Origin of the sequence: Limnohabitans sp. (assembly GCF_044361645.1) — a bacterium.
GTDB lineage: Bacteria > Pseudomonadota > Gammaproteobacteria > Burkholderiales > Burkholderiaceae_C > Limnohabitans_A.
In genome coordinates this window covers 1-26,942 of record NZ_JBIKIL010000043.1, presented here as the reverse complement: position 1 = coordinate 26,942, position 26,942 = coordinate 1, and the positions used below count along the sequence as shown (strand labels likewise).

The window sequence follows — 26,942 nt, the reverse complement described above, 5'->3', positions numbered from 1 at the left end:
CTTGGTCGCCCGCGCCAATGTTGAGGTGGTCGTCTGACGCGTGGTCCACGCCCTGGGCAATGTCGTTGCTTTGCTTGTCGTAGCAGACCATGACCGCGCAGCCCTTGTAGTCGATGCCGTAGTCGGTGTTGTCGTAACCGATGCGCTTGATGGTGTCGCGCGCCACCTGGATGTAGTCCACATGCGCGTTGGTGGTGATCTCGCCGGCCAGCACCACCAGACCGGTGTTGGTCAGGGTCTCGGCGGCCACGCGCGAGCGCGGGTCTTGTTCAAAGATGGCGTCGAGGATGGCATCCGAGATTTGGTCAGCGACCTTGTCGGGGTGGCCTTCCGAGACGGATTCCGAGGTGAAGAGAAAATTGCTGGACATGAAAAAGGCTCCTTAGGTTTGAAGGGTTGTTCGGCGTTGCCGACCCAGAAAATCCGGAGCCTAGCGAACGCTTTAGCAGAATTTTTGAATCGCCCTGCAAGTAGTTCAGATAACTCGGCGATGGACAAATTATAGAAGATGGCTAAACGCCGCCCAAAACGCCGCCCAAAATCATGTCCAATATGGCCCATGGACATCCCAACCGCCACCGAAAACCGCTTGATCGATCTTGAAATCAAGGCGGGCTTTACCGAAGACTTGCTGGACCAACTCAACGCCCAGGTCTACCGCCAACAGCAGCAAATCGATGCGCTGATCCAAGAGTTGCGCCAGATGCGCGAGCGCCTGCCCGAATCCGGGGGCGGAGCAGAGCTGCGCAATCTGCGCGACGAGATTCCGCCGCACTACTGAGTGCCGCGCTGCGCCATGCCCATCAACAGCCCCACCATGCCGTTTCACAGCGTTCAAGACATCCGCACGCACTTGCGCGCCTTGGGTGCCAGCGCGCTGCACGAACAGCGCGTGCTGCGACTTTGGGCGCAGGCCAAGCCGCAAAACAGTGGCCGCAGACCGCTGACCAGCTTCATGCCCACGGCCTTGCGGCAGGCCCTGCCTGCCTTGAGTGAAAGTTTGGCCGCATTGGCCCGCTTGCGCGAACAGCACGACGGCCAAGACGGCTCCGCCCGTTTGATGGTGGGTTTGCACGATGGCCAGGCGGTGGAAAGCGTGCTGTTGCCGCGCGAAGCTGTGTGTGTCTCCTCCCAGGTGGGCTGTGCCGTGGGCTGTGTGTTTTGCATGACCGGGCGCGAGGGTTTGATTCGGCAAGTGGGCAGCGCCGAGATCGTGGCGCAGGTGGCCTTGGCGCGCACGCTCAGGCCGGTGAAAAAAGTGGTGTTCATGGGCATGGGCGAGCCCGCGCACAACCTGGACGCGGTGCTGGAGGCCATCGACCTGCTGGGCACGGTGGGCAACATCGGGCACAAAAATTTGGTCTTCTCGACCGTGGGCGATGCGCGGGTGTTTGAGCGTTTGCCACAAGGCCGCGTCAAGCCCGCGCTGGCGCTGTCGCTACACAGCACGCGGGCCGATGTGCGGGCACAGTTGCTGCCGCGTGCCCCGCGCTTTGAGCCCGAAGATTTGGTGCAAGCCGGAGAAGCTTATGCGCGTGCCACCGGCTACCCAATTCAGTACCAATGGACGCTGATCGAGGGGGTGAACGACAGCGCCCAAGAGCTGGACGGCATCGTGCGTTTGCTCAAAGGCAAATACGCGCTGATGAACCTGATCCCCTACAACGCGGTGCCCGGCCTGCCTTTTGCCCGGCCCTCTTGGGCGCGCGCGGCCGAGATCGCCCGCACGCTGCACCAGCGCGGCGTGCTGACCAAACTGCGCCAGTCTGCCGGCCAAGATGTGGACGGGGGCTGCGGGCAACTCAGGGCACGGGATGTGCAGCAGCCCGTGCGCATGCTTCCAAAGGGTGCCGCGCTCAGTTCTTTTTCAGCTGCGCCATGAAAAAGTCCAGCATCTCTTGCCGCGTTTCCAAGGCGTCTTTCTCAGAATAACGCATGCGGACCATGCCGCCGGTTTGGGCTTTGGCGTTGGGGTTGAAGGCGGGCGGGGGCGGTGTGGGCCAATCGAAGGCGTGTGTGGCCCCCTCGATCAGGCGCACGCTGAGGTAGGGTGCAATGTCGGGAAACTCTTGCGCCATGCGCAGGCAATCGGTGCGTGGGTCAAAGTCAAAATCTTCCTGTGTGCCCGACACGATGTGGATTCTTTTCTGGGTCGCGCCCCAGTTTTGCGGCTTTCCGGGGTTGATCCAGGCGCGAATTCGCACCGGGTCGTCCATCAGGTTGGCGCAGCTGGGGTAGACCGCGAAATGGGCGGCGTAGACCAAGTGTGCAGGCATGGGGCCGTCGCGCCTATGCAAACGGCGTGGCCTGACCCCCATGCCGGTCATCACGGTCAAAGCACCGCCACTGGAAAAACCGGTGATGCCAATACGGCTGGCATCGATGCGGGTGTCTTTGGACAGATAAAGCAAAGCCCCCCACGCGTCTTGCAAGCGGTCGCACAAGACCGGTGCCGTGCGGTCCCGGGCGTCTTGGATACCCCGGGGTGTGAACGAGTCCACTTCCAGGGTGGCGATGCCCGCCGCATTCAGGGCCTTGGCATAAAAGCTGCCCACACCAATGATGCCTGCATTGCTGTGCAGGATCACCACGGCGGACACCGGTAAAGCTGAGCTGGGCATTTGCAATTGCCCCGTGACGCTGCTGACCTGTTGCACACGTTCGTTGCATTTTTCACCCACCACCGGGATGTCTACCGTGCTGGTACTGATGCTGCTGCTGAGCTGGGCCTGTGCGCTGCAGGACAAGAGCCAGGCAGAGCCCATCAGCACAAGGGTTCGCCAAACTTGGAGGGGCTTCGAGGCTGGGGTCATAAGGAGCGCCGATGTGTGTGGATTGCAAGAAAGGGCTTGGCCTGAACTTTAACGCCCCGGCAATTTGACCAGTCCGCTGGACAAGGCCGTGCCCAGCAAAATCACCGCGCCGCACAGCAGCATCCAAAGTGTGATGCCCTCGCCCAGCAGCAACACGCCATAGGCCACGGCAAACACCGGAATCAAAAAGGTGACCGTCAATGCGCGGGCCGGGCCTGCTCGCTCAATCAGTCGGAAATACAGCACATAGGCCAAGCCAGTGCACAACACGCCCAGAACCAGCAAAGCCCCCCAAGCCGCTGCACTGGGCAGCTGTTGCGGACGAAACCACAGGGCGGGCAAGGCCAGTGCCAAGCTTGCGCCGACTTGGCTGCCCGTGGCGGCCACCAGTGGGGGCATATGGGGCATGTGTTTTTTGGTGAAACTGGCTGACAGTGCATAGCAGCTGGTGGCCGCCAGGCAAGCCAGTACCGCCCAGGCAGGGGCCACGCCTGAGGCGTTGGGCTTGAAGCTGGCTTGCCCACCCGCCAACAAGACCACGCCGCCAAAGCCAATTGCCAAGCCCATGGCGCGCGACAGTCCGGGCTTGTCTTTGAGCCAAGCCCAGGCCACCAGCGCACCAAACAGCGGCACCGTGGCGTTCAAAATGGCCGACAAGCCGGTGCTGATGTGCATGACCGCAAAGGCAAACAGAGCGAAGGGGATGGCGCTGTTGAGCACACCCACAAACAGCACCGGCCGCCAATGTTGGCGCAAAACAGGCCAAAGGCCCTTGAAAAGCAGTAAGGGCAGTAAAAAAAGCGAAGCAATCAACACCCGCAAAGCAGCTGTAGGCAGTGCCCCCAGCTCGAGCGCGGCCAGTCGCATGAACAAAAAGGAGGCACCCCAAATGGCGCCCAAAAGCAAAAAATCAACCTGCCAGCTGCGCGTGTGGGATGAGCTCATGTCAAGCAAAAGGGCTGGCTGCCGACAGCTTGAGTGGTTGAAAAAAGGCTTGTGTAAGAAGATTGCATCAAGGGGTGACCCTCTAGCTGAAGCAGTGCTTGTTTGCGCCACAGCCCACCGGCATAGCCTGTGAGTTGGCCACCGGCCCCCAAAATCCGGTGGCAAGGCACGAAGATGCTCACCGGGTTGCGCCCCACCGCAGCGCCCACGGCCCGGACGGCTTTGGGCTTGGCCAAGTGGCGCGCCAGTTCGCCATAAGTTTCGCTGTGTCCCGGCGCGATGCGCAGCAAAGCCCGCCACACCGATTGCTGAAAAGCGGTGCCTGCGGACAGGTCCAGCGGCAAGTCGAAAGGCGGGGGCTGGGCTGGGGCTGGGGTCTGGCTGTGTTGCGGGCTTGAGGCCGCAAAAAAAGCCTGCAGCTGGCGCACCGCGTCTTGCAAAACGGGGTGGTCATCTGTGACGCAAAAGCTGTGCAGGCGGGCAGGGGTGGGGCCATGGCGTTGCCCGTCAAACCAGGCACCACAAAGGCCTTGGGCGGTGGCGGCCAGGGTCATGGGCCCCAAGGGGCTGAGCCATGCTTGGGTGAAGGTGGTTGTCATGGCGGTGCTGCCTTGGGCTTGTGGTTGAGGTGGCGCTTGAGTGGGCTGGGGTCGCCTGGGCTGGGGTTTGAGGCCAAGCGTTGCCAAGCGGCCACCAGGGCGTAGCTGCGAAACGGCCGCCAGGCTTGGCCCATGCTTTCCAGCGCTTGAGCGGGTCGGGGGTGTTGCCGCACGCCCAAGGCGGTTTGCAAGGCCACGTCTTGCACCGGCCAAGCGTCCGCCCAGCGCCAGGCGCGCATGGCGATGTAATGCGCCGTCCACGGGCCAATGCCAGGCAAGGCCATCAGGGCAGACAAAGCAGTGCTGGGCACGCTGGACGCGGACAGGGTCTGGGCCTGATCCTGGGCTTGCTGCGCTTGAAGGGCTTGAAGGGCTTGTAATGGCAGCTGGCCCGATTCGACGGCTTGTGCCAAGGCCTGAATGGCTTTTTGGCGTTGCCGCACCAGACCCAGGCTGCCCATGAGGGCGGCGTTCTCTTCGCGGGCCAGACACGCGGGGCTGGGAAAAGTGCGGTTCAGTTCGGGCCAAGGCGTGGCGCAGGGTTCGCCCAAGGCCTTGACCAGCCTTTGCCCTAAAGTGCGCGCGGCTTTGACCGAAATTTGTTGGCCCAGCACGGCGCGCACCGCCAACTCAAACCCGTCCAGCCCGCCGGGCACACGCTGGCCCAAGGCCTCTGGAAAATCCTGCCCGAGCACTTGCGCCATGCGCGCGGGGTCGGCATCGAGGTCCAAGGCGTCCCGTACTTGGGCCACCACCGCAGGCAACACCGGCAGCAAAGACGGGCTGAGCCGCAGTTGTACGCAGGGCCGGGTGCGGTCCCATTGCAGTTCCAACCAACCTAATATTGCGCCAAGCCCATGAGGCCAGCGCACAGTTCGCCGCCATGTTGGACGCGCACTGGGCCAATCCCAAGCCTCTGGGTCTACGCCCCCCCAGCTTTCCATGCCGTCCAAAGCGCGGTCTTTCAAAAATTGGCACAGCGTGTCGATCTGGTAAGGCGGGCGGTAGTGCAGCACCACGGTGGTGCCTGGGTCATGACCTCGGTTGTTGTGGTGCGGGTCGCGTGCGGGCCGCAGTTGCCCGGGGCTGAGCTGGTAGTGCTGGGCAAATGCGGCATACATGCGGCGGGCCGAGCCAAAACCACTGGCACGCGCCACCTGGGCCACCGTCACCGGGCTGTCGTGCAGCCACTGCTTGGCGTGCAGCAAGCGCTGGGTTTGCAGGTATTGCAGGGGCGTGACCTGCCAATGCCGCAGGAACATGCGCCGCAGGTGTCGGTCGCTCACCCCTAAGCGCGCGGCCAAGGCCGTCATGCTGGGCGGCTTGGCCCCCCGCTGGATGGCCGAGTGCAGGTGCTGCGCAGCCGATTCGGCCAGCACCGCCTGGGCATCGGTGGTGGACCAAAACCGGCGCGCCGGTGCCAGCTCCGGGCGGCAGCGCAGGCAGGGCCTGAAGCCCTGCGACTCGGCGTGGGCGGGGGTCTCAAAAAAGCGGCAATGCGCCTGTCGCGGCAGCTTGACCCGGCACACCGGGCGGCAGTAAATGCCGGTGGACGTGACGCCCGTGAAAAACAAGCCATCCCAAGCCGCATCTTTGTCGGCCATGGCTTGGTAGCAACGCGCTGCGTCCAGGCCTGAATCTGCAGACCGGGCAGACCGAGCGCTTGGGTGGGTGGTGGAGCGGCTCATGGTCGGTCATGTTAGCCACAAACAGGGCTGCTTGCCTTCGGGCTTGTGTCGTTTTCGGACCCATGATGGCGACACGCTGTCATGCCCTGAGGTGCCCCTTGAGGTGTCTTGGAGGGTATTTACACCTACGCCCTCGGCCATGCGCCGTCGGTCATTGCCGAGCCGCCTACAATTGAGCGGTAAATTTCTTGTTGGCCTGAACAGGCTTTTTTGTCAGATCTCATGCAAGTGACCCCCAGCATTTTCAAAGCCTACGACATCCGAGGCTTGGTGCCCAGCACGCTCAACGCACAAGTGGCTGAGGCGCTGGGCAAGTCTTTTGGCACCCGCGCCATGGCCGAAGGCCAAACCACCGTATCGGTGGGGCGCGATGGCCGCTTGAGTGGCCCCGAATTGGCTTGCGCACTCATTCGGGGTTTGATGGCCGCCGGCATTCAGGTCATCGACATCGGTTTGGCCACCACGCCCATGCTCTACTTTGCAGCCCACACGGCCTGCCAAAGCGGCATCCAGGTCACGGGCAGCCACAACCCCAAGGATTACAACGGCTTCAAGATGGTGCTCGGTGGGCGTGCCATTTACGGCGATGAAATTCAAGCCTTGCACCAAATGATGGTGGCCGAGAATTGGCAGTTGAAAGACGGCGGCGGTTTGACCCACTTGGATGTGCTGACCGACTACACGCAGCGCATTGTCAGCGACGTCAAATTGTCGCGCCCCATGAAAGTCGTGATCGACTCGGGCAATGGCATCGCGGGCGCGTCGGCCCCCGGTATTTTTCGCGCTTTGGGCTGCGAGGTGATCGAGTTGTTCAGCGAGGTGGATGGCAACTTTCCCAACCACCACCCCGATCCCAGCAAACCAGAAAACCTGCAAGACCTGATCCACGCGCTGAACACCACGGGCGCCGAGCTGGGCTTGGCCTTTGACGGCGATGGTGACCGCCTGGGCATCGTGACCCAAGACGGCCAGACCATTTACCCCGACCGCCAAATGCAGTTGTTTGCGCAAGACGTGCTCAGTCGCGTGCCGGGCGGCACCATTTTGTTTGATGTGAAATGTTCGCAGCGTCTGGCCCCGGCCATCGAAGCTGCTGGCGGCCAACCCTTGATGTTCAAAACCGGTCACTCGCTCATCAAGGCGCAAATGAAAGCCATCGAGGCTGCTGGCGGTCAAGCGCCCTTGGGCGGCGAGATGAGCGGACACATCTTTTTCAAGGAGCGCTGGTACGGTTTTGACGACGGCACCTATGCCGGTTGCCGCTTGCTCGAAATCCTCAGCCGAGCGCCCGATGCCAACGCGGTGTTGCACGCCTTGCCCAGCAGCTTCAGCACGCCCGAGTTGAACGTGGTCTGCGCCGAGGGCGAGCCGCACAGTGTGACCAGCGCTTTGCAGTTTTTGGCCGGCGACGCCTTCAAGGACCCCGCCCAGATATTTACCCTGGACGGCTTGCGCGTGGACTGGCCAGATGGCTTTGGATTGATCCGCGCATCCAACACCACCCCAGTGTTGGTGCTGCGCTTTGAAGGCCAAACCGAGGCAGCGCTGCAGCGCATCGAGGACGAGATGTTGGCGCTGCTGCGCACCGTCAAACCCGACGCACAGATTCAGGCTGGCGCCCATTGAAGACGCACCCACTTTGACAGGACATTGCATGGACATGGCCCGCAGTTTTTCCGACAGCTTGCAACGCCACCGTGAGACTTTTGCAGCGGCCGAGCAATACCAAGCGCAAGCCCTTGAGCTGCTGCAAGCCGTCTTGCACAGCCTGCAACGCGGCGGCAAAGTGGTCTTTATGGGCAATGGCGGCAGCGCCGCTGACAGCCAGCACTTGGCCGCCGAATTCATGGTGCGCTACAAACAAGAGCGTCGCCCTTTGGCCGCCTTGGCCCTGACCACCGACACCTCCATCCTCACCGCGCATGCCAACGACTACGATTTTTCTACCGTCTTTGAGCGCCAGGTGCAAGGCTTGGTCAAGCCCGAGGACTTGGTCATTGGACTGACCACTTCGGGTACCAGCCGCAACATCAATTTGGGCCTGCAAGCGGCCAAAGGCATCGGTGCTTTCACCGTGGCCTTGACCGGGCGCGATGGGGGGCAGGTGGTGAAGATCGCCGATTTGGCCATTGTGGTCAAAAGCCAAGAGACCGCGCGCATCCAGGAAATGCACATGTTCATCGGCCATTGGCTGTGCGAAGCGATGGACCTTGAATTTGCGCAGTCCGCCGCATGATCGACCTGCGCCTACTGCAACGGCTCAACCAAGCCTCAGTGCTGGTGGTGGGTGATGTCATGCTCGACCGCTATTACCAAGGCGATACCCAACGCATCTCCCCCGAAGCCCCGGTGCCCGTGGTCAAAGTCAAATCGGTGCAAGACAAAGCCGGCGGCGCGGCCAACGTGGCGCGCAACATTGCCCACTTGGATGGCCAAGTGGGCTTGCTCGGCATTGTGGGTGACGACGCCCCAGCCCGCAGCCTAGAGGACTTGCTCAGCCAAGAACACATCCGCTCGCATCTGCACCGTCAAAACCGTCAACCCACCATCACCAAAACCCGCATCGTCTCGCGCCAACAACAAGTGGTGCGTTTGGACCACGAGGAGGTGTTTGACGAAGCCGCCTCACAAGCCTTGGTGCCAATTTTTGCGCAAACTTTGGCGGACTACCAGTTGGTGCTGTTCAGCGATTACAACAAAGGCAGCTTGCGACACCTGCCCGAAATGATGGCCATGGCCAAACAGGCGGGCAAAACCGTCTTGGTGGACCCCAAGCACCTTGATTTTGCTTTTTACCGTGGCGCTGACATCGTCACACCCAACCTGTCTGAATTCAAAGCCGCAGGCGGTCAAACCCACAGCGAAGCGGCCATGGTCGAGTCGGCTCGCGCCTTGCTCGCGCGTTGTGGCATCCACGCCATGCTGCTGACCCGCAGTGAGCAGGGCATGAGCTGGATCAGCCCCACTGAGCACCACCACTTTCCCGCACAGGTGCGCGAGGTCAGCGACGTCACGGGCGCGGGCGACACCGTCATCGCCACCTTGGCCGTCATGGTGGGCGCGGGCATGCGCCCTGAGCAGGCCAGCGAAGTGGCCAATGTGGCCGCCGGCATTGTGGTGGCCAAGCTTGGCGCGGCCACTGTTTCGCCTGAAGAGCTGGCGGTCAAACTCAATCACCACTGGCACAGCCAAGGCGGCCTCTACCAAGCGCCCTTTGAGCAGGTGCTCAACCACATCGCTTTTGCGCGTCAAACCGGTGAGCGCATCGTGTTCACCAACGGTTGCTTTGACATCTTGCATGCCGGTCATGTGCGATACCTGGCGCAGGCCCGTGCCTTGGGCGACCGGCTGGTCGTGGGCCTCAACAGCGACGCTTCGGTGCGCCGCCTGAAAGGCGAGCAACGCCCAGTGAACCCGCTGGAAGACCGCGCCACCGTGCTCAACGCCCTGGCCAGTGTCGATTGGGTCTTGCCTTTTGGCGACGATGCGCAAGAGGGCGATACGCCCCTTCGCCTTATTCAACAAGTGGCACCCGACATTTTGGTCAAAGGCGGCGACTACCGCATCGACCAAATCGTGGGGGCCGACTGGGTGCTCACTCAAGGCGGGCAGGTGCATGTGCTCGACTTTGTGGCCGGTCGCTCCACCAGTGGCATGATCCAAAAAATCCAAGAAAGTTGCTGAGTGCGCTCCATTTGCGTTTTGCGCCTGTCGGCGATTGGCGATGTGTGCCACGCCGTCTCGGCGGTGCAGTCCATCCAGCGCCATGACCCCGGTGTGTCCATCACCTGGGTCATGGGCAAAGTGGAGGCCCAACTGCTGCAGGGCTTGCCCGGCGTGCGTTTGGTGGTCTTTGACAAACGCCAAGGCTGGCGTGCCTACAGCCAACTGCGCGCCGATTTGCGCGGCGAGCGCTTTGACGTGCTGCTGCACATGCAGGTGGCGTTTCGCGCCAACTTGGCCTCGGCCTTTATCCGTGCGCGACGCAAGATCGGTTTTGATTGGCGCACGGCCAAAGAGCTGCACGCCCTGTTCATGCGCGAGCGCACACCGGTCTTGTCGCAGCCCCATGTGCTCGAAGCTTTTGCCCAGTTCGCCCGCGCCATCGGCGTGCCTGCCCAAGCCCCGCTTTGGGACATGCCTTTGACTCAGGCAGACCGCGACTGGGCGCGTGAGGTTTTGCAGACCAGCGGTGGCCAACGCCACTTGCTCATTTGTGCGGCGGCATCGGCCGCCGAGCGCAATTGGTTGCCCGAGCGCTACGCGGCCCTGGCCCAACACGCGGTGTCGCAAGGTTTTGCCGTGCACCTGTGCGGCGGCCCGGCGGAGGCTGAGCAGACCCTGGCCCAAGCCATTCAAGCGCATTGCCCCAACCCCTTGTTCAACCACGTCGGTCAAACCCGTTTGCCCCAACTCTTGGCCTTGATTGCGCAAGCCAGTCTGGTGCTGGCCCCTGACACTGGCCCTGCCCACATGGCCACCACCGTGGGCACGCCGGTCATTGGTTTGTATGGGCACAGCAACCCCGCGCGCACCGGCCCTTATGGCAGTCCTTATGTGGTGGAGGTTTACCACCAACACCTGTTGGCCCAAACCGGCAAGACCGCCGAGCAACTGCCTTGGGGCACCCGGGTCAAAGGCCCCGATGTCATGGCCAGCATCCAAGTCACGACCGTGTGCGACATGTTTGACCGCGTGGTGCGGGAGCACAACCTGTGAGCCCCGCCGTTTTTCTGGACCGCGACGGTGTCATCAACGTCGACCACGGCTACGTCAGCCGCCCAGAGCAATTTGAATTCATCGACGGGGTTTTTGAGGCCTGCCAACACTTCGCTGCATTGGGTTACACCCTCATCGTGGTGACCAACCAATCGGGCATTGGCCGTGGCTACTACAGTGAGGCCGACTTCCATCAACTCACCGACTGGATGGTGCAACGCTTTGCCGATCACGGCGTGAAGATTGCCGGTGTCTACTGGTGCCCACACCACCCCGTGAAGGCCCAAGGCAGCTACCAACGCGAATGCAATTGCCGCAAACCCGCGCCCGGCATGATCTTGCAAGCCGCTGCCGAACATGGCATTGACTTGAGCCGCAGCCTGATGCTGGGCGACAAAGCCGCCGACATGCAAGCCGCTGCGTCGGCTGGCGTGGGCCACAAAGTCTTGGTTTTGTCGGGCCAGCCGATCAGCGCGGCCGATCAAGCGCTGGCAGACGAGGTCTGGCTTTGTGCACGCGATGCCTTGCATCGCTTTCGTGCGCCCCATTGACACCTCAGGCCCCAAAGCCCCAAAGCCCATGACCCATCTTCAGCATCTGCGTTTACCTTTGCGCATTGTGGGTTTCACGCTCTTGGTCTTTGCCTTTTTACGCGCTGCATTCGCGTGGCAGCACTGGGCTTACTTTGAACCCATGGGTCTGCCAGGTCTTGGGCACGCCTTTGTCCTGGGCTTGCGTTTTGACTTGGCAGTCACCGTGGTGTGTCTGTCCCCCATGTTGTTGTGGATGTCTTTGCCCCTGCCCTTCACGCAAAGCCCGCGTGCCTTGGCTTGGGTGGCTGGTTTGTGCGCTGTGCCTGTCGCGATGGCGGTGGCCGTGGGGTGGGCCAATATGGGCTACTTTGGGGAAGTACAGCGCCACCTCGGTGCCGAGTTGTTTCGACTGGGGGCAGACATGGGGGCCTTGCTCGAAATCGCTTGGGTCAGCCGGTTCGGACTCACTCTCACTGGCCTGTTGTCTGTCATGGGCATGCTGGTGCTTTGGTGGCGATGGGTCGTGCGTCCCATTCAAATGCCCCGACTTGGCGGCGCTTGGTGGGTGCGCAGTGCCGTGCTGTTGGGGGTTTTGTTGTTTTGGGTGGTTTTGGCGCGGGGTTTGGAGCTGCGCGGCAAACCGATTGATGTGTTGGACGCTTTTGCCCAGGGTGACGAACGCGTGGCCCAACTGGCATTGAACAGCGCTTTTGTGGTCATCAAAACACGCCACGATGTGCCAACCGAAGGTGTGCGGTTTATGCACGCCAATGACTGGCGTGATGGGGGCCGGTCGTTCTACCCACAGGGCGAGCACCCGTTTCAGTCAAAGGACAGTCAAACCGCTTTGCCGCCCCGGTCGCGTCATGTGGTGGTCTTGCTGCTGGAGAGTTGGAGTTACCGCTACATCGACGCGTTGTCGGGCTCATCTTATGGCGCAACGCCTTACATCGACAGCTTGGTGCCCCAAGCACAGGTGTGGGATCGTTTTTATGCCGCCGGTCAGCGCAGCATTGTGGGCCTGCAGGCCGTGCTCACCTCGACCCCGGTGCTCAAGCACATGCCTACTTTGGGCGATGGGTTGGAGCTCAACCGCATGAGCCGCATGGCCGATCTTGCCAAGCAACAAGGTTATGAAACCGTCATGGTGCAGACCTCTAACCGCCGTTCTTTCCAGGTGGAGTCCATCGCGCACAGCTTGGGTTTTGCGCATTACTACGGCAAAGAAGACCTGCCCCCGCGCCGCGAATACCCGCAAGAGGTGCCGCGCTTCGGCTGGGACCATGAAGGCCTGATGTTCTTGGAGACCCAAATTACCCAGTTGCACCAGCAGGCAGGCAAACCCGTTTTTGGTTTCATTTTCACGGGCACCACCCACGAGCCTTTTGCTGATCCGGGGGCAGAGTTTCACATTCGCCCGCACAACAAGGACGGCGAAGACGGCTACCTCAACACCCTGCGCTACAGCGACTGGGCGATTGGTCAATTCATGCAAGCGGCCGCTCAGCAGCCTTGGTATCGCGACACCACCTTCATCATCACCGCCGACCATGTACTCAATGCCGGTGCAGGCACCTCCTTGCCTGAGCAGTTTCACATCCCTTTTATCGTCTATTCACCCGGCGGTGAATTTGACCCGGCGCGTCACCCCGGTGTGGCCAGTCAATACGATGTCTTGCCCACTTTGGCCGACTTGATGGGCATTGCACCTCAGAAGCTGACCACTTTCGGACGCTCTTTGATGCGCCCGCCCCAACGTGTGCCAGCGCATGCCATGGTCTCTAAAGGCGAACTCACCGGGTTTATCTGGGACGAAGACTGGGTGCTTTTGAGCGAAGACGGCCGCATCATGGACCAGGCCGGGGGCCGCAATGCCAGAACCGCATGGCCGCAAGGGCTGAATCATTTGGCTTGGCGCGCTCAAACAGCCAGTTGTTGGATCAAGGCCAACGAGTGGGTGAGTGGGCCCACAAAAGGCCCAAGCGGTACAAAAAAAACCCAAGGGCCATGTGCGAGCTGGCCTTGAAACACGGCGGCTTTTACAAATGTGATGCGATCAACGCAAGGCCAGAGCCGACAAAACAGTTCAAGCGCGCACGCCGCATTGGGACGTGCCGTTCAAAGGTCCAAACCAAAATGCTCACACAATGCTTGCCACTGCAAACGGTTGCCATCTTGGCGCACATTGGTTTTGAGCAAAGATACCTTTTGCGAACCGATGATGGGTTGTGCCGGTGGGTAAGCTTGTTGGGAATGGCCTACAGGACAGCCCTTGAGGTAAGCCATAGCGCGAAACCACAGGTCATCGGCTTTCGGTGCCAAGCGCATGAACAAATCCACATCGTGCACCCGCTCATCCAGCGAGTCTGGCGGGTACAGCACACCCGCATAGCCAATCGGCAGCAAGGGCTGCTCAGAACGCGCGCCATAGGCCAAGCGCGGCCATTGTTTGTAGGGCAGCAGATCGCCAGCGGCATTGCGGCTGATTTGCCGACATTCATTGGCCACGATGGTGCCGGGTTGTTGCAAATGCTGTGCATGCAAATGCGCCAACCAGTCGGGTGCGTACATCAGGTCGTCGTCGCAGGTGACCACAGTCTCTAGCGGAAAAGCCGCCAGATTGTGGATGAGTTTTCGATGGGAGCATGTCAAGTCCACCCAATGAATTTCAAACACATCGCTGCGCAATTGAGTCAAAGCTTGGGGCAAGGCATTGGCCAGGCTGCGGTGCAGCCACAAACGCACTTTGCGTGCAGGCCGCGTTTGGCTCAACAAGCTGCGCACCGTCAAAGGCAAAACGTGCAAGCGAGAAGGGATCGACGTCAAAGAAACCGTCAAGGGCAAAGCGTCCGAGCGCTGGGTGCACAAGGGGCCCAAAGCCAAGGCTCGCAGGCGTCGAGCCTCATGCCACGAGGGCCAATACTCTTTGAGCTTCACGAAGCTGGGCCTTCAAGGCCTGGCAAATACCGATCAATGCCCACCGTGGCCAAAATCTTTCGGCTGGCTTTGGTGTGCTCGCGAATACGGCGGCTGTTGGCCAGCATGTCATCGGTGACATAGCCACGCTTGTGATCCAAGTGCACGCAAATGGCCGAATACCGAATGCGCTTGGGCTTCACACCCAAGTGCACCAGCCGGTCGCCAAACTCGCAATCTTGCCCGCCATACTGCATGGTTTCTTCGAAACCATTGACCGCGATTGCAAACTCTTTGTGGCAAGAGGCACTGTGACCGTTCCAAGTGGCGCGGGTTGGGCTGATGGCGTTGAGAAAGGTGGCCCAGCCGCCGCGTGCCATGAGCTTCCAATCTTTGATGGATTTTTTCAGGCCCCGCTCGCGCAGCCATGTCAAATCAAAAGGGCGTTGTGCCACCACGTCCTCGTGTGTGATGGCCTGGCTGATGTCCAAGGGCAGTAAAAAGTACCCGCCTGACAGGTATGTGCCATGTTCAGACAAGCGCAAGTGCTGCTCGACAAAGTCAGCGCGCGGGATGCAATCGCCATCCGTGAAGATCAGGTAATTGCCTTGGGCCGCCACGATGGCCTTGTTCAAAATTCGGCACTTTTGAAAGCCATCGTCTTCTTGCCAAATGTGTTGAATCGGCATGGGTGAGGAGATGCGCATGCGCTCGATCAAATCGCGCGTGTCAGTGCGCGAGCCGTCGTCGGCGATGACGATCTCGAAGTCTTTGACGGTTTGTTCAAAAAATCCCCAGAGCACTTTTTCCAGCCAAGCCGGGGAGTTGTAGGTGGTGAAAATGACGCTGTTTTTCATGGGTGTTGCGGACAATCACAAAAGTACTGGCTCAGAAATACGTTAGCAAAGTTCACAAGTTTACAAGTTCATCATTACACCTTGATCCGTCGATTCAGCCCGCGCAGAGACCAAAGACGCGGCCAAATAATGAATGACTGAATGAAAATCAATGCATCTTGAACTGGGGCAAAGGGTAGGGCATGGCGCCACATATTTCAGGTGCTGCGGATCAATGCGGGGAAGATGTTTTTGTTTTGTTTTGCCAAATAAAGCCCAACAAGCCTGCCATCACAACCGTGAAGGGCAATATGCCGGTTGAATAAAACATAAACGATTCAAACATATTTACAAATGTGTAGAAGATAAAAAACAACCAAAAAAAAGTATAAAAATCGGTGGGCATGATGCCACACTTCCAAGCAATGTGCGCTTGATTGGCTATCCAGAACATCAACACCACATAAATGCTCAAGCCTAAAATTCCATATCGAACTAAAAACTCTAAGGCGCTGTTGTGCATGTGGCCAAAGTCGCTGACGGGAAAGGCTTGAAGCCATTCGGTGTTCTGCATCACGATCAAGCCACCGTTACGCCCCAAGCCAAATAAGGGGTACTGAGCAGCCCATTCCAAGCCTGCTCTCCAAGAGTGAATGCGCAAACCTAAACTGGTCGGCGGCACAGCGTCCCAGTTGCCCGCCATGATTTGCATGGCAGCAGGCGCGCTCTCAGCAAATCGCGCAACCAAAGTTTCTTGACCGAGTAAAACGCTAGCCACCGTTGCCAGCAACACCAAAGCCGCAACAGTGCCGTAGCGCAGACGTTGACCGCTTTGAAATCCAAAATACAGCAAACCGGATACCAAGAGCACCATGGCCAAGCTCATGCCAATGAAGGCGGCCCTTGTCTGACTGGCAACAAAACCTATGCACAGCAATACGGCCACAGTAAGCCAGACGAGAGCCAGCAAACTGCGGTGGCTAAAAGATGAAAACATTCGCTTGGCAAACACCAGCCAAGCGATCAGCGCAGAACCCATGACAACGGAGGTGTGTTGGGCGTTGTGGATACCCAAATTGATTCTCTGTCCAGCCCAGCCCAGCGCCAGTTCATTCCAGCCGCCACCCAGCCACCAAGGCGCAATAACCACACTGGCCATGGCGCAAGCCCAAAATACCAGTGTTTTCTGAACCGAGCCCATCAGCCAGAATGCAAACACCACAAATAAAAAGTGGTTCGCCAAATGTTCTAACTTTGGGGTGCTTTTGATCAGCTCAGGGTGGGTGATTTGACCAGACAGCCAGGTTGCTAAAGTGACCAAGACTGCCGCCAATGCGCACCAAACAGGCACAGAGCTCTTGATGGATTTGCCACCATAGGCGAACAAGCAGGCAAAGCCAGCAAGCAGCAGCGCGGTGTCTAAGTGCTTGGTGCTGCCGTAAAAAGGCAGTTTGATCAGACCATACAAAAAAAGAGACACAAAGCCCATGATTTGCAGCCAAAAGGGCATGGTGCCAAGATGATGCCTAGCCATGCTGTAAAAATCGCATTCCAAATTCCAATAAGATGTGCCAGCCGAGTTCCTGTCCTTGATTCTATTGGAGATGCCCAGTTGAAGAAAATCGCCATTGCCGGCACGGGCTATGTTGGCCTGTCCAACGCTGTTTTGTTGTCCCAACACCACCAAGTGGTGGCGCTTGACATCGTGCCAGCCAAGGTTGCCATGATCAACCGCCGGGAATCCCCCATTGAAGACGCTGACATTGCGGATTATTTACGCCACAAACCGCTTCAACTCACGGCCACCACAGACCCTGTACACGCGTTCACCGATGCCGATTACATCGTGATTGCCACCCCCACAGACTACGACCCAAAAACCAATTGCTTCAATACCCAAAGCATTGAATCGGTGGTCAACAGCGTCTTGGCCGTCAACTCTGCGGCGGTGATGGTCATCAAATCGACGGTGCCAGTGGGCTACACAGCCAAACTCAAAGCGCGTCTCAGCCAAGAGCGCGGTGGGCAAGAGGTTTCAATTTTCTTCAGCCCTGAGTTCCTGCGCGAAGGCCGAGCCCTGCACGACAACCTGCACCCCAGTCGGATCGTGGTGGGCGAGCGCTCCGAGGCGGCCCGCGTCTTTGCAGCCATGTTGCAGCAAGGTGCCATCAAAAAAGACATCCCTGTCTTGTTCACCGAAAGCACCGAAGCCGAGGCCATCAAGCTGTTTGCCAACACCTACCTCGCGCTGCGCGTGGCCTATTTCAACGAGCTCGACACCTATGCCGCCACCCATGGACTGGATACCCGCCAAATCATCGATGGCGTGTGCATGGACCCGCGTATTGGGGCGCATTACAACAACCCCAGCTTTGGTTATGGCGGCTACTGTCTGCCCAAGGACACCAAACAACTGCTGGCCAATTACCGCGACGTGCCACAAAACCTCATCAACGCCATCGTCGAGTCCAACACCACCCGTAAGGATTTCATTGCCAGTGAAATCGTCAATCGAGCTGATTTGGCAAACCAAGCCAAAGTCAATGCGAGGAGCGAAGCGACGAAGCCATCCACCCCCATCGTCGGCATTTACCGCCTGATCATGAAAGCAGGCTCCGATAACTTTCGGGCCTCGAGCATCCAAGGTGTGATGAAGCGAATCAAGGCCAAGGGCATTGCGGTGGTGATTTACGAGCCCAATTTGCCAGATGCTGAATTTTTCCATTCGCGTGTGGTGCGCCATTTGGACGAGTTCAAACGCATCAGCGATGTGATCGTGACCAATCGCCAAGCCTTGGAGTTGGCCGATGTTACTGACAAAGTTTTTACCAGAGATCTTTTTGGCAATGATTGACAAACACCGCAAGCCAAGTGTCACGGGCAACAGATCAATTAGTGATTTATGGGTCTTACACCCAATGCCATGGCACAGCCCACCAATGCCGGTTGCTCTTTGCGTATGACGTAAGTTGGGATCTCCATCATGTATTTTTGAAAACGGCCTTTCGCTTCAAAAGCAGCTCGGAAACCCGATTGTGCAAAGTATTCACCCAATTGACCGATGACGCCACCACCGATGTAAATGCCTCCCCTGGCGCCCAAAGTCAAAGCCAAATTGCCAGCTGTGTTCCCAAAGAAGCGGCATAGCTGGTCCAAGGCCTCCTCACAGGCAGCGTCAACGGCGGCCACTCCACGCTGACTCACCTGCACCGCACTCAATGGTTCGGCAGCTGTTCCGTTGAGAATACAAATGGCCTGATACAAATTCTCTAAGCCCATGCCAGAAATCACGCGCTCAGCCGAAACATGAGGGAACATCTGCCAGAGGGTACGCAAAATGTCAGCTTCGCGCTCGCAAGTGGCTGAAAGACTCACATGTCCGCCTTCGCCAGCAATCGGTACCCAATCTCCACGGCGGGACCGAACCAAATACGACACACCTAATCCGGTTCCGGGGCCAATCATGCCTTTGGTGGCATTTTCTACAGGTGAGCCTTTGCCAATTTGCTCTAAATCGATGGTGCCAAAAGCGGGTGCGGCCATGGCCATGGCTTCCCAATCGTTCAGCATGAGCAACTTTTCAAGTCCTAAAGTCTGTCGAGTAGTCTCAATCGAAAATCGCCATTCGTTATTGGTCATCTCCACGACATCGCCAAGGATAGGGTTGGCTATGGCAATGCAAGCATTGACGACCTTTGGATTGCCAATTTGATGCAGATAAACAGTCACTGCGGTGGCCAAGTCTGGAAACTGTCCTGTTGAAAGCACCTTGACCTGAGAGATCGGGGTCTTGTTGCCATACACCAATGCAAACCGAGCATGGGTTCCGCCCACGTCTCCGAGTAGAAAGGGCAATGTTGCGTTTGGAGTTGGTTGATTCTCTGGCATCGGTATGCGTTTTCAGCGTCGATTGATGCGCGTCGATTCACGCACCACCAATTCAGCGGCAACCAACCTGGAAGGTGGGTTTTGCTTGTTCAAGATGTCGATCATCGCTTTCGCCGCCGAAACCCCGATTTCATAAACGGACTGGCGAACCGATGTCAAAGGCGGCAAAGTGAAAGCGGAGTGGGGAAGATCGTCAAAGCCGATCAAAGAGATGTCTTCTGGCACCCTCAAACCCGATCTGTGCAAGGCCAAGCGCGCTCCATAGGCCATCTGATCATTGGCCGCCAGCACGGCGGTGAACTGCACACGCGCATCGAGCAAAGTGTTCATGGCACGAAATCCGCCAGCCTCTTGGTAATCGCTGAAAACGATCAACGACTCATCCAATGCCATCCCTTTTTTGGATGCCTCGTCTTTGAAACCCTGCAACCGTTCCGCGGCGTCCGGGTGATCCAGAGGCCCAGAGATGAAAGCCACACGCGTGTGACCCAAGGCGTGCAAGTGGCGAACGGCCAAACTGGCACCTTCGGTATTGTCAAAGTCAATGCTGAACAAGCCGCTCGCACTCAAACGCCTGCCGGTGACCACCACCGGAATAGTGGCCGCCATCTCGACCAAGGTTTCGTCGGCCAGCTTGCCCGTCAACACAATGATGCCGTCCACCTTGCGCTCTTGCAGCATGAACAAGCGGTTCTTTTCTTCGGCCTCGTTCCAATGCCCGCTGACAAACAAAGGCACGTAATTGGCTTTGTGCAGTTCGTCTTCGATGCCGCGCAAGGCCTCGCCGTAGTAAGGGCTGTCAATGAACTGTGTCAACACACCAATGCTCATGGTGCGCCCGCCAGCCAAACTGCGTGCCGCCGGATCGGGCCGAAAACCCAACTCCTCGATCACCGCCTTCACCAAGGCTTGTTTTTCCTCGCTCACCTGCGCCGTGCCGTTCAGAATGCGCGAGACGGTGCTGGGCGACACGCCAGCTTGCTTGGCGACCATGGTGAGGGTGGCGCGGACTTTGAGGTCTGAGTGCCTAGGCTCTTCCATGGTTGTAGCGCTTTCTCCTGTGGGAGCGTGTGGGTGTGATTTTTTAATCATGCCAGAGGTGTCAACTTATCGTTGTGCGGATTGTGCCCCGATTCACAGTCCATCCTTCGCGGTTGAGCCCTCAGTTCATCAGCGGGTCCAACGAATACCGTCAACCAAAATGGGGGTGGTCACATTGGCGTTTTGTGCTTTACCCGTTTTGTCATACCGATCGGCAATCACAAACAGATTGCTCACCCGGTTCATTTGCAACACCGCTGTGGTCGGCATATTGAATGCAGGGGCGCTATGGGCGATCAAGGCACTCACTGGCACCGACACTTGGTGCCACGCCCCGTCGTTTTGGTATCCATAGTCGCCGGCAGCAATAGTCAGGTAAACATCGCGTGCTGTGCGGTCGGTGGTGGCACCGGTCAAAAAGCCTATCTCCAGCTTGCCTGGGTACGTGGTCTTGATGCGGAAGTTCAGACGTGCGGTGCTGGATGTGAAGTTGCTCAGGTCGGTGTCGACACCTGCCACCGACCAGGTCATGCCCCAACCCCAACTCGCGGGTAACGGATTGATTTGTAGGGATTTGCTGCCGTCTCCTGAGGACTCGTTCACCTCACTTGCGTTGGCGGTGGTCCCGTTTTCCCAAGCATTGAGTAAGGGCAAGACATCTGGTCGTGTTTCCCCGCTTGTATTGACCTCGGCGTACACCGTGAATTGAGCTGCTGTGACAGGACCGGTGTTGGTGTTGGGTTTGAAATACTGCGCTTGGGTAGCATCACACGAACCGGGAGCTGGTGCAAGTTGAGCATTCAAAGGCTGCGCAGCACAACGAGCGCGTCGTTGCACATCAAACAGTCCCCACTTGTCGTCACCTTGTTTCCAAGGTTCATCAAAGGCCTCAAAGTGGACCACTGTGACAGGGCCATCACCAGAATTTTTCCAATCTTCTAATCTTTCAAAATACATTTTCTGATTAACCGGATGCGCGCGCAGCGTTTCATTGCTGGAGGGCTCAGCCTTCCATCCGGTCTCCCCGATCATGATGGGAAGGGCTGCGTGACCTGATGCATTGAGGTGCTGTCGTACTGCCTGATATTCAAACTGGACGCGCGTCAAGGCAGCATCCATCATGGCCTGCGCTCGTTGTCCCTCCGGGACGTTGATTTGTTGCCAATTCCACAGCTGAGGGTTGTGAATGGTGTCCATCAGCGGATAAGTGTGCATGGCTACAAAGTCAATGTTCGCAAGCACATCAGTTGGTGGCTTGACCCCCTGAGTATTGGCAAAAAAGGCCCAGTTGTCATTGGTTGTCACGGGCTGATTGACTGCGGCGCGAACTTGGCGCAGATAGCGCGCCATGTCACTCGTTTCAATCGGTACAAAAGACCAAGACACCATGGTTTCATTGCCTACGCTCAAGGCCACCACTGTGTCGCCGTGATCTGCAGCCAGTTTGATGCCACGTTGCAGCTCAGTTTGATTGCTTTGTTCAGCATTGGGGTTAAGGTACATACCCAACATGACCTTGATGGGCAATTTGCTGTCCCGAATCACCTCCAGCGTTTGTTTGGCCACTTCATCGGTCGAGTCAAACAATCGAATCAAACCAAATCCTGCCTGTTGCAGCAAACCGAGATCTTCTTGAATCATCAACTTGGTGATGCTTTCATTGTCACGATTTGCTGTGCGAAAAGGGGAGTAGGCTATTGATTTTTGTTGCATCACTGCGGTGGGCAGTGTGCGCAAATTTTTCTCCGATTGCATTGGCGCTGATCCGCCGCCGCAAGCACACACCAGAACAGTGATAGCCACTAATGAAATTAAACGCATCGCTTAGAAGACGTAAACAAGTCCAAGTCCCATCCAATTGCCAGACTTGGCAACCCTCGAATCAACCCCAGTGAAGGCTGCATGTCCTGGCATGCTCAGTGGCGCAAACCCCTTCTTGCCAAAGTTGACCATGCCGGCAAATCCATAAACTGAAAAACCAGGTTGAATTTCGTAGCCGACACCTATTGTGTTGAGCAGCATGGTGTTGGATTGACCTCGCTCAACTGGATTTTGGGTCTTGGCTTTACTAAGATACACCATGCCCGTATTGACGTTCCACTTTGGTGCGAATCGGTAGACGGCACCCAAGCTGAAATCTGTCGAACTGGCTCCGTAGGCCTTATTGGCGACTGCATCGACGCCGTCGACATTGAACATGTCATTCCACAAAGCATTTGGCGCGACAAATCCAGTGACAACCGCTTTTGTACCGCTCCATCGATTGTGTCGTACGCCGCCATACAGGTCTGTTTTGGCATTGAGTTGATATCGCGCCATCAACATCAAAATAGATTGTTTATTGCCATCTACCAGCAACGGCGTATTGTTTTGTCCCACAAAGGGTTGCTGGGTTGTGGTCGCCACAAATGGTGCGTGACCCCATGCAACGGCTTGTCCGTTTTTGCCTGATTGGGCAACCGCATCTAAAACCAACGGTCCTTTGACATATTTTGCGTAAAGCTCATAGAACTCAGGCTTGTTGACTTGCCATTTGGAATCACCTGCATCGTAAGTAGCCTCTAAATGCAGGTCTCCATTGCCCACGTCCATCAAGGGCAAACCCACACGCACTGCACGTTGCAACAAACCATAGCCCGCACCGCTTGAAGCCCACGAATCTGCTATGCCCACATTGGTGCCATAGGGGTAGTCTGCCAAACTCCAGCTGCGCGTGGGAAATGCGCCCACTTGAACGCTGCCGTAGTCCTCATGCATCAAGGTGGCATTTTTTTCATACCAAATGCCTGGAATGTCTTCTTTGCCATCTCGCCAGCGTTGACTCAACAAGCCCTTTGCTTTGAAACCACGCCCCAAATCAAAATCTTTTGTTGCCAGGAAGGGTTGGAACAACGTGACATTGCTCTCACTGGTGCCAAATGCTTTGCCTTCTGCCAAGTCATCGGCCCAAGGGCGATGACGCACCTCGCCGGGTATGGCCTGGCAATCCGCGCACTGGTTGCTGGCCCTTGAAACTTCGACTTTGGCGAAGCCCGTAAGAGTGAACGGACCAAAGTCTAAAGCCATGGCATTTTGAGCCAAAGTCATGCTCAAACCCACAACACCCAATGCGAATGACGGACGTAAGGCAGCATGGGATTTTGTTGATTGCTTCATGTGTTGGTTCCTTGTTTGAAAGCGCTTTCACTAGCATATCGGCCAATTTATTGGCTGTCAATTTCTATGGATTAGGGGTAAACCCGATAGCAAGCATTTATTTTATTCAAATTAGTGGAAAACCCCTAATTGTCTTGAAAGCGCTTTCATTAAGATGACCAGCAACTCATTGACCAAATCAACAGACATGCACAAGCTTTTCAAGTTTTGGGGCGCGGTTGTATCGGGCTTTTTGCTCTGCACAGCGACCCAAGCGCAACCCACCCAGCCCATTGGTGCAGGGCAAGTCTTGTTGGCCCCCCGCACTGCAGACAATGCGGCACCCAAAGCCATTGGACTGGCCGACTCAATGAAAGGCCAAGCGGTTCCCACCAACCAGTGGTACTCAGGTTTGGTCTTCAGCCCCAAAGCTGAAGTTCTGTTCGCGCAACCCTACACCGTGCGAGCTGCAGCAAGTGGTTTTGAATTGGCACTGCCCACGCGTCAAGTGATTGCCACAGAACGTCAAGACACCGAGATTCATTACCCGCATCGTGCGCCTTTGGTCATTTCACCTGTCAGCTTCAAGGCCACACAAGGCAGATTGGCCAAGGCCAGCGATTGGGCCGTTGAAATCGCCATGGGTTCTGCTGCCGACCGACTCGATTTCACCGTCGCGCACGGCAGTCCTTATGTCTATGGCCGCATCAGCCGTGGGCCCGTGGCTTTTCAAACCCCTGCATCTGCTCAACGCACATCACTGAGCACAGACGAACGCGTCCTTACCCTGAACAGCGGCGGTCAAACATTTGCCCTGTTTGGCCCAAGTGGTGTTCGTTGGGAGCAAATCGGCACACAGTGGGTGGCCCACTTGCCCACAGACAAAGGCTATTTCTCCGTTGCAGTTCTGCCAGACAACTCGCCAGAAACCCTCGCGCTTTTCATGCGCCATGCACACGCTCACATCACCCAAACCCAGGTGTCTTGGCATTACACCGAGACCAACAATTCGCTGCGAACCGATTACCACGTCACCACACAAGCCATGGAGGGCACTGAGACACAGACACTGCTGGGCCTTTACCCACACCATTGGCACCAAAACCAATCTGTTAACGGAAAACTCAAGGGGCAATACGAGAGCATTCGTGGTGCCATCCGCTTGCTGCCTGCCAACCAGTTTTCCACCGAGCTGACCTATCGCGGTTTTGTCCCTTTTTGGCCAGGCCTCAAAGATCATTCTCGCAACGACCTCAAGGCCGTATTGAAAGCCGATGTCAGCAACGCCCGACGCAACATGCTTCAAATTGGCAACGGCCCCTATTGGCAGGGTAAAGGGCTGCAGCGTATCAGCAAAGTTTTGGATGTGGCCGAACAACATGGCGATACCAATGCCGTCAAGCGCTTACAGAACTTGCTCAAAGGCCGCATCGAGCAATGGTTCTCGGGCACAGACCGGCAAACCTACTTTCATTTGGACAAAACATTGGGCACGGTGCTGGCCTATCCCGAGGAGTATTTCGCGGTAGAGCAAATGAACGACCACCACTTCCACTACGGCTACTGGATCCGCACCATGGCCGACCTGGCCTTACGCGACCCCGAATGGGCCTCAGACGCGCAATGGGGCGCAATGACCAACCTGCTCATTCAGGACATCGCCACCGCCGAACGGGGCCGCAAAGACTTTCCATTCTTGCGCACCTTCGACATTTACGAAGGCCACTCCTGGGCCTCGGGCATTGGCCTGGGCGACCTGGGCAACAACCAAGAATCCTCATCCGAAGCCATCAACGCTTGGTCGGCCCTGATTTTGTGGGCGGAAATTCGAGGCGATAAAGCGCTGCGCGACCTGGGCATATACCTGTACACCACCGAAATCGAAGCCATACGGCACTACTGGTTTGATGTTCACAACCTGGTTTTTGCACCCGAATACAAAAACAAAGAAGTCAGCATGCTGTTTGGCGGAGCCTACAAACACAACACCTGGTGGACAGATGAGCCCCGACAGATCAAGGGCATCAACTTGTTGCCGATCTCCACATCTTCTACATACCTGGGGCTAGACCCTGCACACACCAAACGCAGCCTGGCTACGTTGCCGGAAGACACTCGCATTTTTGAATCACGCGGCAAACGCGCTAACCCCACCGACATGTGGCAAGACCTGTTTGCCAAATACATGGCCCTGGCCGACCCTGCGCAGGGATTGAAGATGTGGAACCGCTGGGGCGCCGTGGAGTTGGGCGACACCCGGACCCACACCCTGCACTTTTTGCTCAGTCTGGAAAAAATGGGAACGCCCGATTTCAGCGTCACCGCCGACCATGTTTTGCACTCGGTCTTCAAACGCGCCGATGGGCAGAGAACCTACCTTGCCTACAACGCTGGCAAAACCCCGCTACGCGTGACGTTCAGCGACGGCCAGGTGCTGGAAGTGGCCGCAAGCAGCCTGGCGCAAGCCACCCGACGTGTTGGGCCTTGAACCCTTTCAGGACATTTTTTTACACCCGATGAAAGCGATTTCATCTTTTTCGACCCCAAGGAGACAACCATGAGAACTCTGAACTTGAAAATGACAGCCTGCGCTTTTGCGGCTGCAGCGCTGCTGACCGCTTGCGGTGGCGGTGGCACGACGCCGGGCACAGACAGCAACACCTCTGCTGTCAGTGGTGCCACGGGCACCTGCACGGCAGCACCTTGCATCAACTTTGGCGAATCAAACCTAGGCATGGTCGACTTTGGCAGATTGGGCATCGAAGTAGCCAATGATCCAGCAGATGCCAGCAACAAAGTTGCCAAACTGACCAAGGCCACGGACGATGAACCATGGGCAGGTGTGACAGTCCACTTGGGTGGAACAGGCAACTCAGTGACACGCATAGATCCTGCACAGGGCATCACCTTGCGTGTTTACTCCCCTGCGGCTGGCCTTCCCATCATGGTGAAAATTGAAAATGCTTCAAATGCAGATGCCTTTGTTGAAGCAACCGCCTCCACCACAAAAGCAGGTGAGTGGGAAACATTGACCTTCACTTACGCAGCGGCAAACACCGCCACCACATACAACAAAGTCAGTGTCTTCCCCGGTTTCAATACCCAGTTTAACGAGGTCTATTACATCGACGAATTGAAATACACAGCAAAGGCAGCTGACTCAGGCTCGTCCAATGCCACTGGGCCAACAGCCGCTGCACTGGCACCCACCGCAAACGCCGCTAATGTCGTTTCGATTTTCAGCGATGCATACACTAACATCGCAGTCAACGAATGGGGACCAAATTGGGGCGCTTCTTCAGCTCGGGTTAGTGACGGTGCAGTCGCTGGGGATAACTTCAAAAGCATTGACATGACTGCTGCAGGTCAAGAATTTGGTGCGGCCTCATTTACAGACAGTAAATTCGATGCCACAAGTTACACGCACTTCAATATGGACTATTGGCTTGATGCGCCTTTGCTCGCAGGTCAAGTCGTCACTATCAAACTGTCTAACCACGATGGTGGGGCTGAGACCAGTGCGGTTGACTTCGAGGTTTTACCAGTTGTCGGGGGCAGCTGGCAACGCCTTGCCATTCCATTATCCAGCTTCAAAATTGCAGGTGGAGCGAGTGCTAGCAGAAATAACATTGCCCAATTGGTGATCACCGCACCAAGAACCAACAATGGACTGCCATTGAAGATGTACATTGACAACGTTTATTTCTCTAAGTAGTCGTCCCTGAGAAACCCCTGAAACCCGCATGAATGCTGGCTTTCAGGGTCATTCCCAATGTTCAAAACTCCCACATTGATATTCAATGGAGCCTGTTTTCTGGGAGTTCTTGAG

The 26,942-nt window shown here is 57.3% G+C and carries 23 protein-coding genes; 11 read left to right on the top strand and 12 right to left on the bottom strand.

Going from position 1 to position 26,942, the window contains the following annotated elements; translation table 11 throughout:
* On the bottom strand, positions 1–370 hold a 370-nt coding region (locus tag ACIQ39_RS08730), incomplete at its 3' end, for an S-adenosylmethionine synthetase N-terminal domain-containing protein (RefSeq protein WP_396434224.1).
* A 189-nt stretch (positions 371–559) separates the two neighbouring features.
* Here ACIQ39_RS08730 and ACIQ39_RS08725 point away from each other — a divergent pair.
* Positions 560–781, top strand: coding sequence for a SlyX family protein (locus ACIQ39_RS08725; RefSeq protein ID WP_396434223.1), 222 nt, complete (start codon positions 560–562; stop codon positions 779–781).
* A 36-nt stretch (positions 782–817) separates the two neighbouring features.
* Positions 818–1,882, top strand: coding sequence for an RNA methyltransferase (locus tag ACIQ39_RS08720; protein WP_396434222.1), 1,065 nt, complete (start codon positions 818–820; stop codon positions 1,880–1,882).
* Here the strand turns inward: ACIQ39_RS08720 and ACIQ39_RS08715 are convergent.
* From ACIQ39_RS08715 to ACIQ39_RS08700, 4 genes are read right to left on the bottom strand one after another with little or no spacing between them, the layout of a single operon-like run.
* Positions 1,857–2,813 (bottom strand): dienelactone hydrolase family protein, encoded by a 957-nt coding sequence (locus tag ACIQ39_RS08715; RefSeq protein ID WP_396434221.1) that lies wholly within the window; start codon positions 2,811–2,813, stop codon positions 1,857–1,859. The genes ACIQ39_RS08720 and ACIQ39_RS08715 overlap by 26 nt on opposite strands.
* 48 nt (positions 2,814–2,861) lie before the next feature.
* Positions 2,862–3,758: a DMT family transporter gene (locus tag ACIQ39_RS08710; protein WP_396434220.1), complete on the bottom strand. Its 897-nt coding sequence runs from the start codon at positions 3,756–3,758 to the stop codon at positions 2,862–2,864.
* Positions 3,755–4,357 (bottom strand): methylated-DNA--[protein]-cysteine S-methyltransferase, encoded by a 603-nt coding sequence (locus tag ACIQ39_RS08705; RefSeq protein WP_396434219.1) that lies wholly within the window; start codon positions 4,355–4,357, stop codon positions 3,755–3,757. Before ACIQ39_RS08705 ends, ACIQ39_RS08710 begins: the two co-directional genes overlap by 4 nt.
* Positions 4,354–6,045 (bottom strand): Ada metal-binding domain-containing protein, encoded by a 1,692-nt coding sequence (locus ACIQ39_RS08700; protein WP_396434218.1) that lies wholly within the window; start codon positions 6,043–6,045, stop codon positions 4,354–4,356. The genes ACIQ39_RS08705 and ACIQ39_RS08700 overlap by 4 nt, the downstream gene beginning before the upstream one ends.
* A gap of 222 nt (positions 6,046–6,267) precedes the next feature.
* Between ACIQ39_RS08700 and ACIQ39_RS08695 the strand changes: the two genes are divergently transcribed.
* The 6 genes from ACIQ39_RS08695 to ACIQ39_RS08670 are packed head-to-tail and all read left to right on the top strand — an operon-like array spanning position 6,268 to position 13,323.
* A complete protein-coding gene (locus ACIQ39_RS08695) occupies positions 6,268–7,671 on the top strand; it encodes a phosphomannomutase/phosphoglucomutase (protein ID WP_396434217.1) in 1,404 nt (467 codons plus the stop codon).
* A gap of 28 nt (positions 7,672–7,699) precedes the next feature.
* Positions 7,700–8,281, top strand: a complete 582-nt coding sequence (locus ACIQ39_RS08690) for an SIS domain-containing protein (protein WP_396434216.1) — start codon at positions 7,700–7,702, stop codon at positions 8,279–8,281.
* Positions 8,278–9,729, top strand: coding sequence for a bifunctional D-glycero-beta-D-manno-heptose-7-phosphate kinase/D-glycero-beta-D-manno-heptose 1-phosphate adenylyltransferase HldE (gene hldE, locus ACIQ39_RS08685; RefSeq protein WP_396434215.1), 1,452 nt, complete (start codon positions 8,278–8,280; stop codon positions 9,727–9,729). The genes ACIQ39_RS08690 and hldE overlap by 4 nt, the downstream gene beginning before the upstream one ends.
* Positions 9,730–10,764, top strand: coding sequence for a glycosyltransferase family 9 protein (locus ACIQ39_RS08680; RefSeq protein ID WP_396434214.1), 1,035 nt, complete (start codon positions 9,730–9,732; stop codon positions 10,762–10,764).
* Complete coding sequence (gene gmhB, locus ACIQ39_RS08675) at positions 10,761–11,315, top strand: D-glycero-beta-D-manno-heptose 1,7-bisphosphate 7-phosphatase (protein ID WP_396434213.1); 555 nt, start codon at positions 10,761–10,763, stop codon at positions 11,313–11,315. The genes ACIQ39_RS08680 and gmhB overlap by 4 nt, the downstream gene beginning before the upstream one ends.
* 28 nt (positions 11,316–11,343) lie before the next feature.
* Positions 11,344–13,323, top strand: coding sequence for an LTA synthase family protein (locus ACIQ39_RS08670; RefSeq protein WP_396434212.1), 1,980 nt, complete (start codon positions 11,344–11,346; stop codon positions 13,321–13,323).
* A 92-nt stretch (positions 13,324–13,415) separates the two neighbouring features.
* Here the strand turns inward: ACIQ39_RS08670 and ACIQ39_RS08665 are convergent, their stop codons facing one another.
* From ACIQ39_RS08665 to ACIQ39_RS08655, 3 genes are all read right to left on the bottom strand, one after another.
* Positions 13,416–14,234: a hypothetical protein gene (locus tag ACIQ39_RS08665; protein ID WP_396434211.1), complete on the bottom strand. Its 819-nt coding sequence runs from the start codon at positions 14,232–14,234 to the stop codon at positions 13,416–13,418.
* Positions 14,231–15,070, bottom strand: coding sequence for a glycosyltransferase family 2 protein (locus ACIQ39_RS08660; protein WP_396434210.1), 840 nt, complete (start codon positions 15,068–15,070; stop codon positions 14,231–14,233). The genes ACIQ39_RS08665 and ACIQ39_RS08660 overlap by 4 nt, the downstream gene beginning before the upstream one ends.
* Before the next feature lie 211 nt (positions 15,071–15,281).
* Positions 15,282–16,538 carry an O-antigen ligase family protein gene (locus ACIQ39_RS08655; RefSeq protein WP_396434209.1) on the bottom strand — a complete coding sequence of 419 codons (1,257 nt, stop codon included), beginning with the start codon at positions 16,536–16,538 and terminating at the stop codon, positions 15,282–15,284.
* 123 nt (positions 16,539–16,661) lie between these two features.
* On the opposite strand from ACIQ39_RS08655, the gene ACIQ39_RS08650 reads away from it, so the two are divergent.
* The gene (locus ACIQ39_RS08650) at positions 16,662–17,903 is read left to right on the top strand and encodes a nucleotide sugar dehydrogenase (protein ID WP_396434208.1); all 1,242 of its coding nucleotides are present in this window, start codon (positions 16,662–16,664) and stop codon (positions 17,901–17,903) included.
* 38 nt (positions 17,904–17,941) lie between these two features.
* Here ACIQ39_RS08650 and glk read toward each other — a convergent pair whose 3' ends face one another.
* The 4 genes from glk to ACIQ39_RS08630 all read right to left on the bottom strand — a co-directional run bounded on the left by glk (position 17,942) and on the right by ACIQ39_RS08630 (position 23,134).
* Positions 17,942–18,937, bottom strand: coding sequence for a glucokinase (gene glk, locus ACIQ39_RS08645; protein WP_396434207.1), 996 nt, complete (start codon positions 18,935–18,937; stop codon positions 17,942–17,944).
* Between the two features lie 12 nt (positions 18,938–18,949).
* Positions 18,950–19,978 carry a LacI family DNA-binding transcriptional regulator gene (locus tag ACIQ39_RS08640; protein ID WP_396434206.1) on the bottom strand — a complete coding sequence of 343 codons (1,029 nt, stop codon included), beginning with the start codon at positions 19,976–19,978 and terminating at the stop codon, positions 18,950–18,952.
* 129 nt (positions 19,979–20,107) lie between these two features.
* On the bottom strand, positions 20,108–21,799 hold the full coding sequence (locus ACIQ39_RS08635) for a glycosyl hydrolase family 17 protein (protein ID WP_396434205.1): 1,692 nt from the start codon (positions 21,797–21,799) through the stop codon (positions 20,108–20,110).
* Between the two features lie 3 nt (positions 21,800–21,802).
* On the bottom strand, positions 21,803–23,134 hold the full coding sequence (locus ACIQ39_RS08630; RefSeq protein ID WP_396434204.1) for a hypothetical protein: 1,332 nt from the start codon (positions 23,132–23,134) through the stop codon (positions 21,803–21,805).
* A gap of 187 nt (positions 23,135–23,321) precedes the next feature.
* On the opposite strand from ACIQ39_RS08630, the gene ACIQ39_RS08625 reads away from it, so the two are divergent.
* Entirely contained in the window at positions 23,322–25,601 is a 2,280-nt protein-coding gene (locus ACIQ39_RS08625) for a glycosyl hydrolase (protein ID WP_396434203.1), read from the top strand.
* A 69-nt stretch (positions 25,602–25,670) separates the two neighbouring features.
* Positions 25,671–26,828 carry a hypothetical protein gene (locus tag ACIQ39_RS08620; protein WP_396434202.1) on the top strand — a complete coding sequence of 386 codons (1,158 nt, stop codon included), beginning with the start codon at positions 25,671–25,673 and terminating at the stop codon, positions 26,826–26,828.
* Positions 26,829–26,942 lie beyond the last annotated feature (114 nt).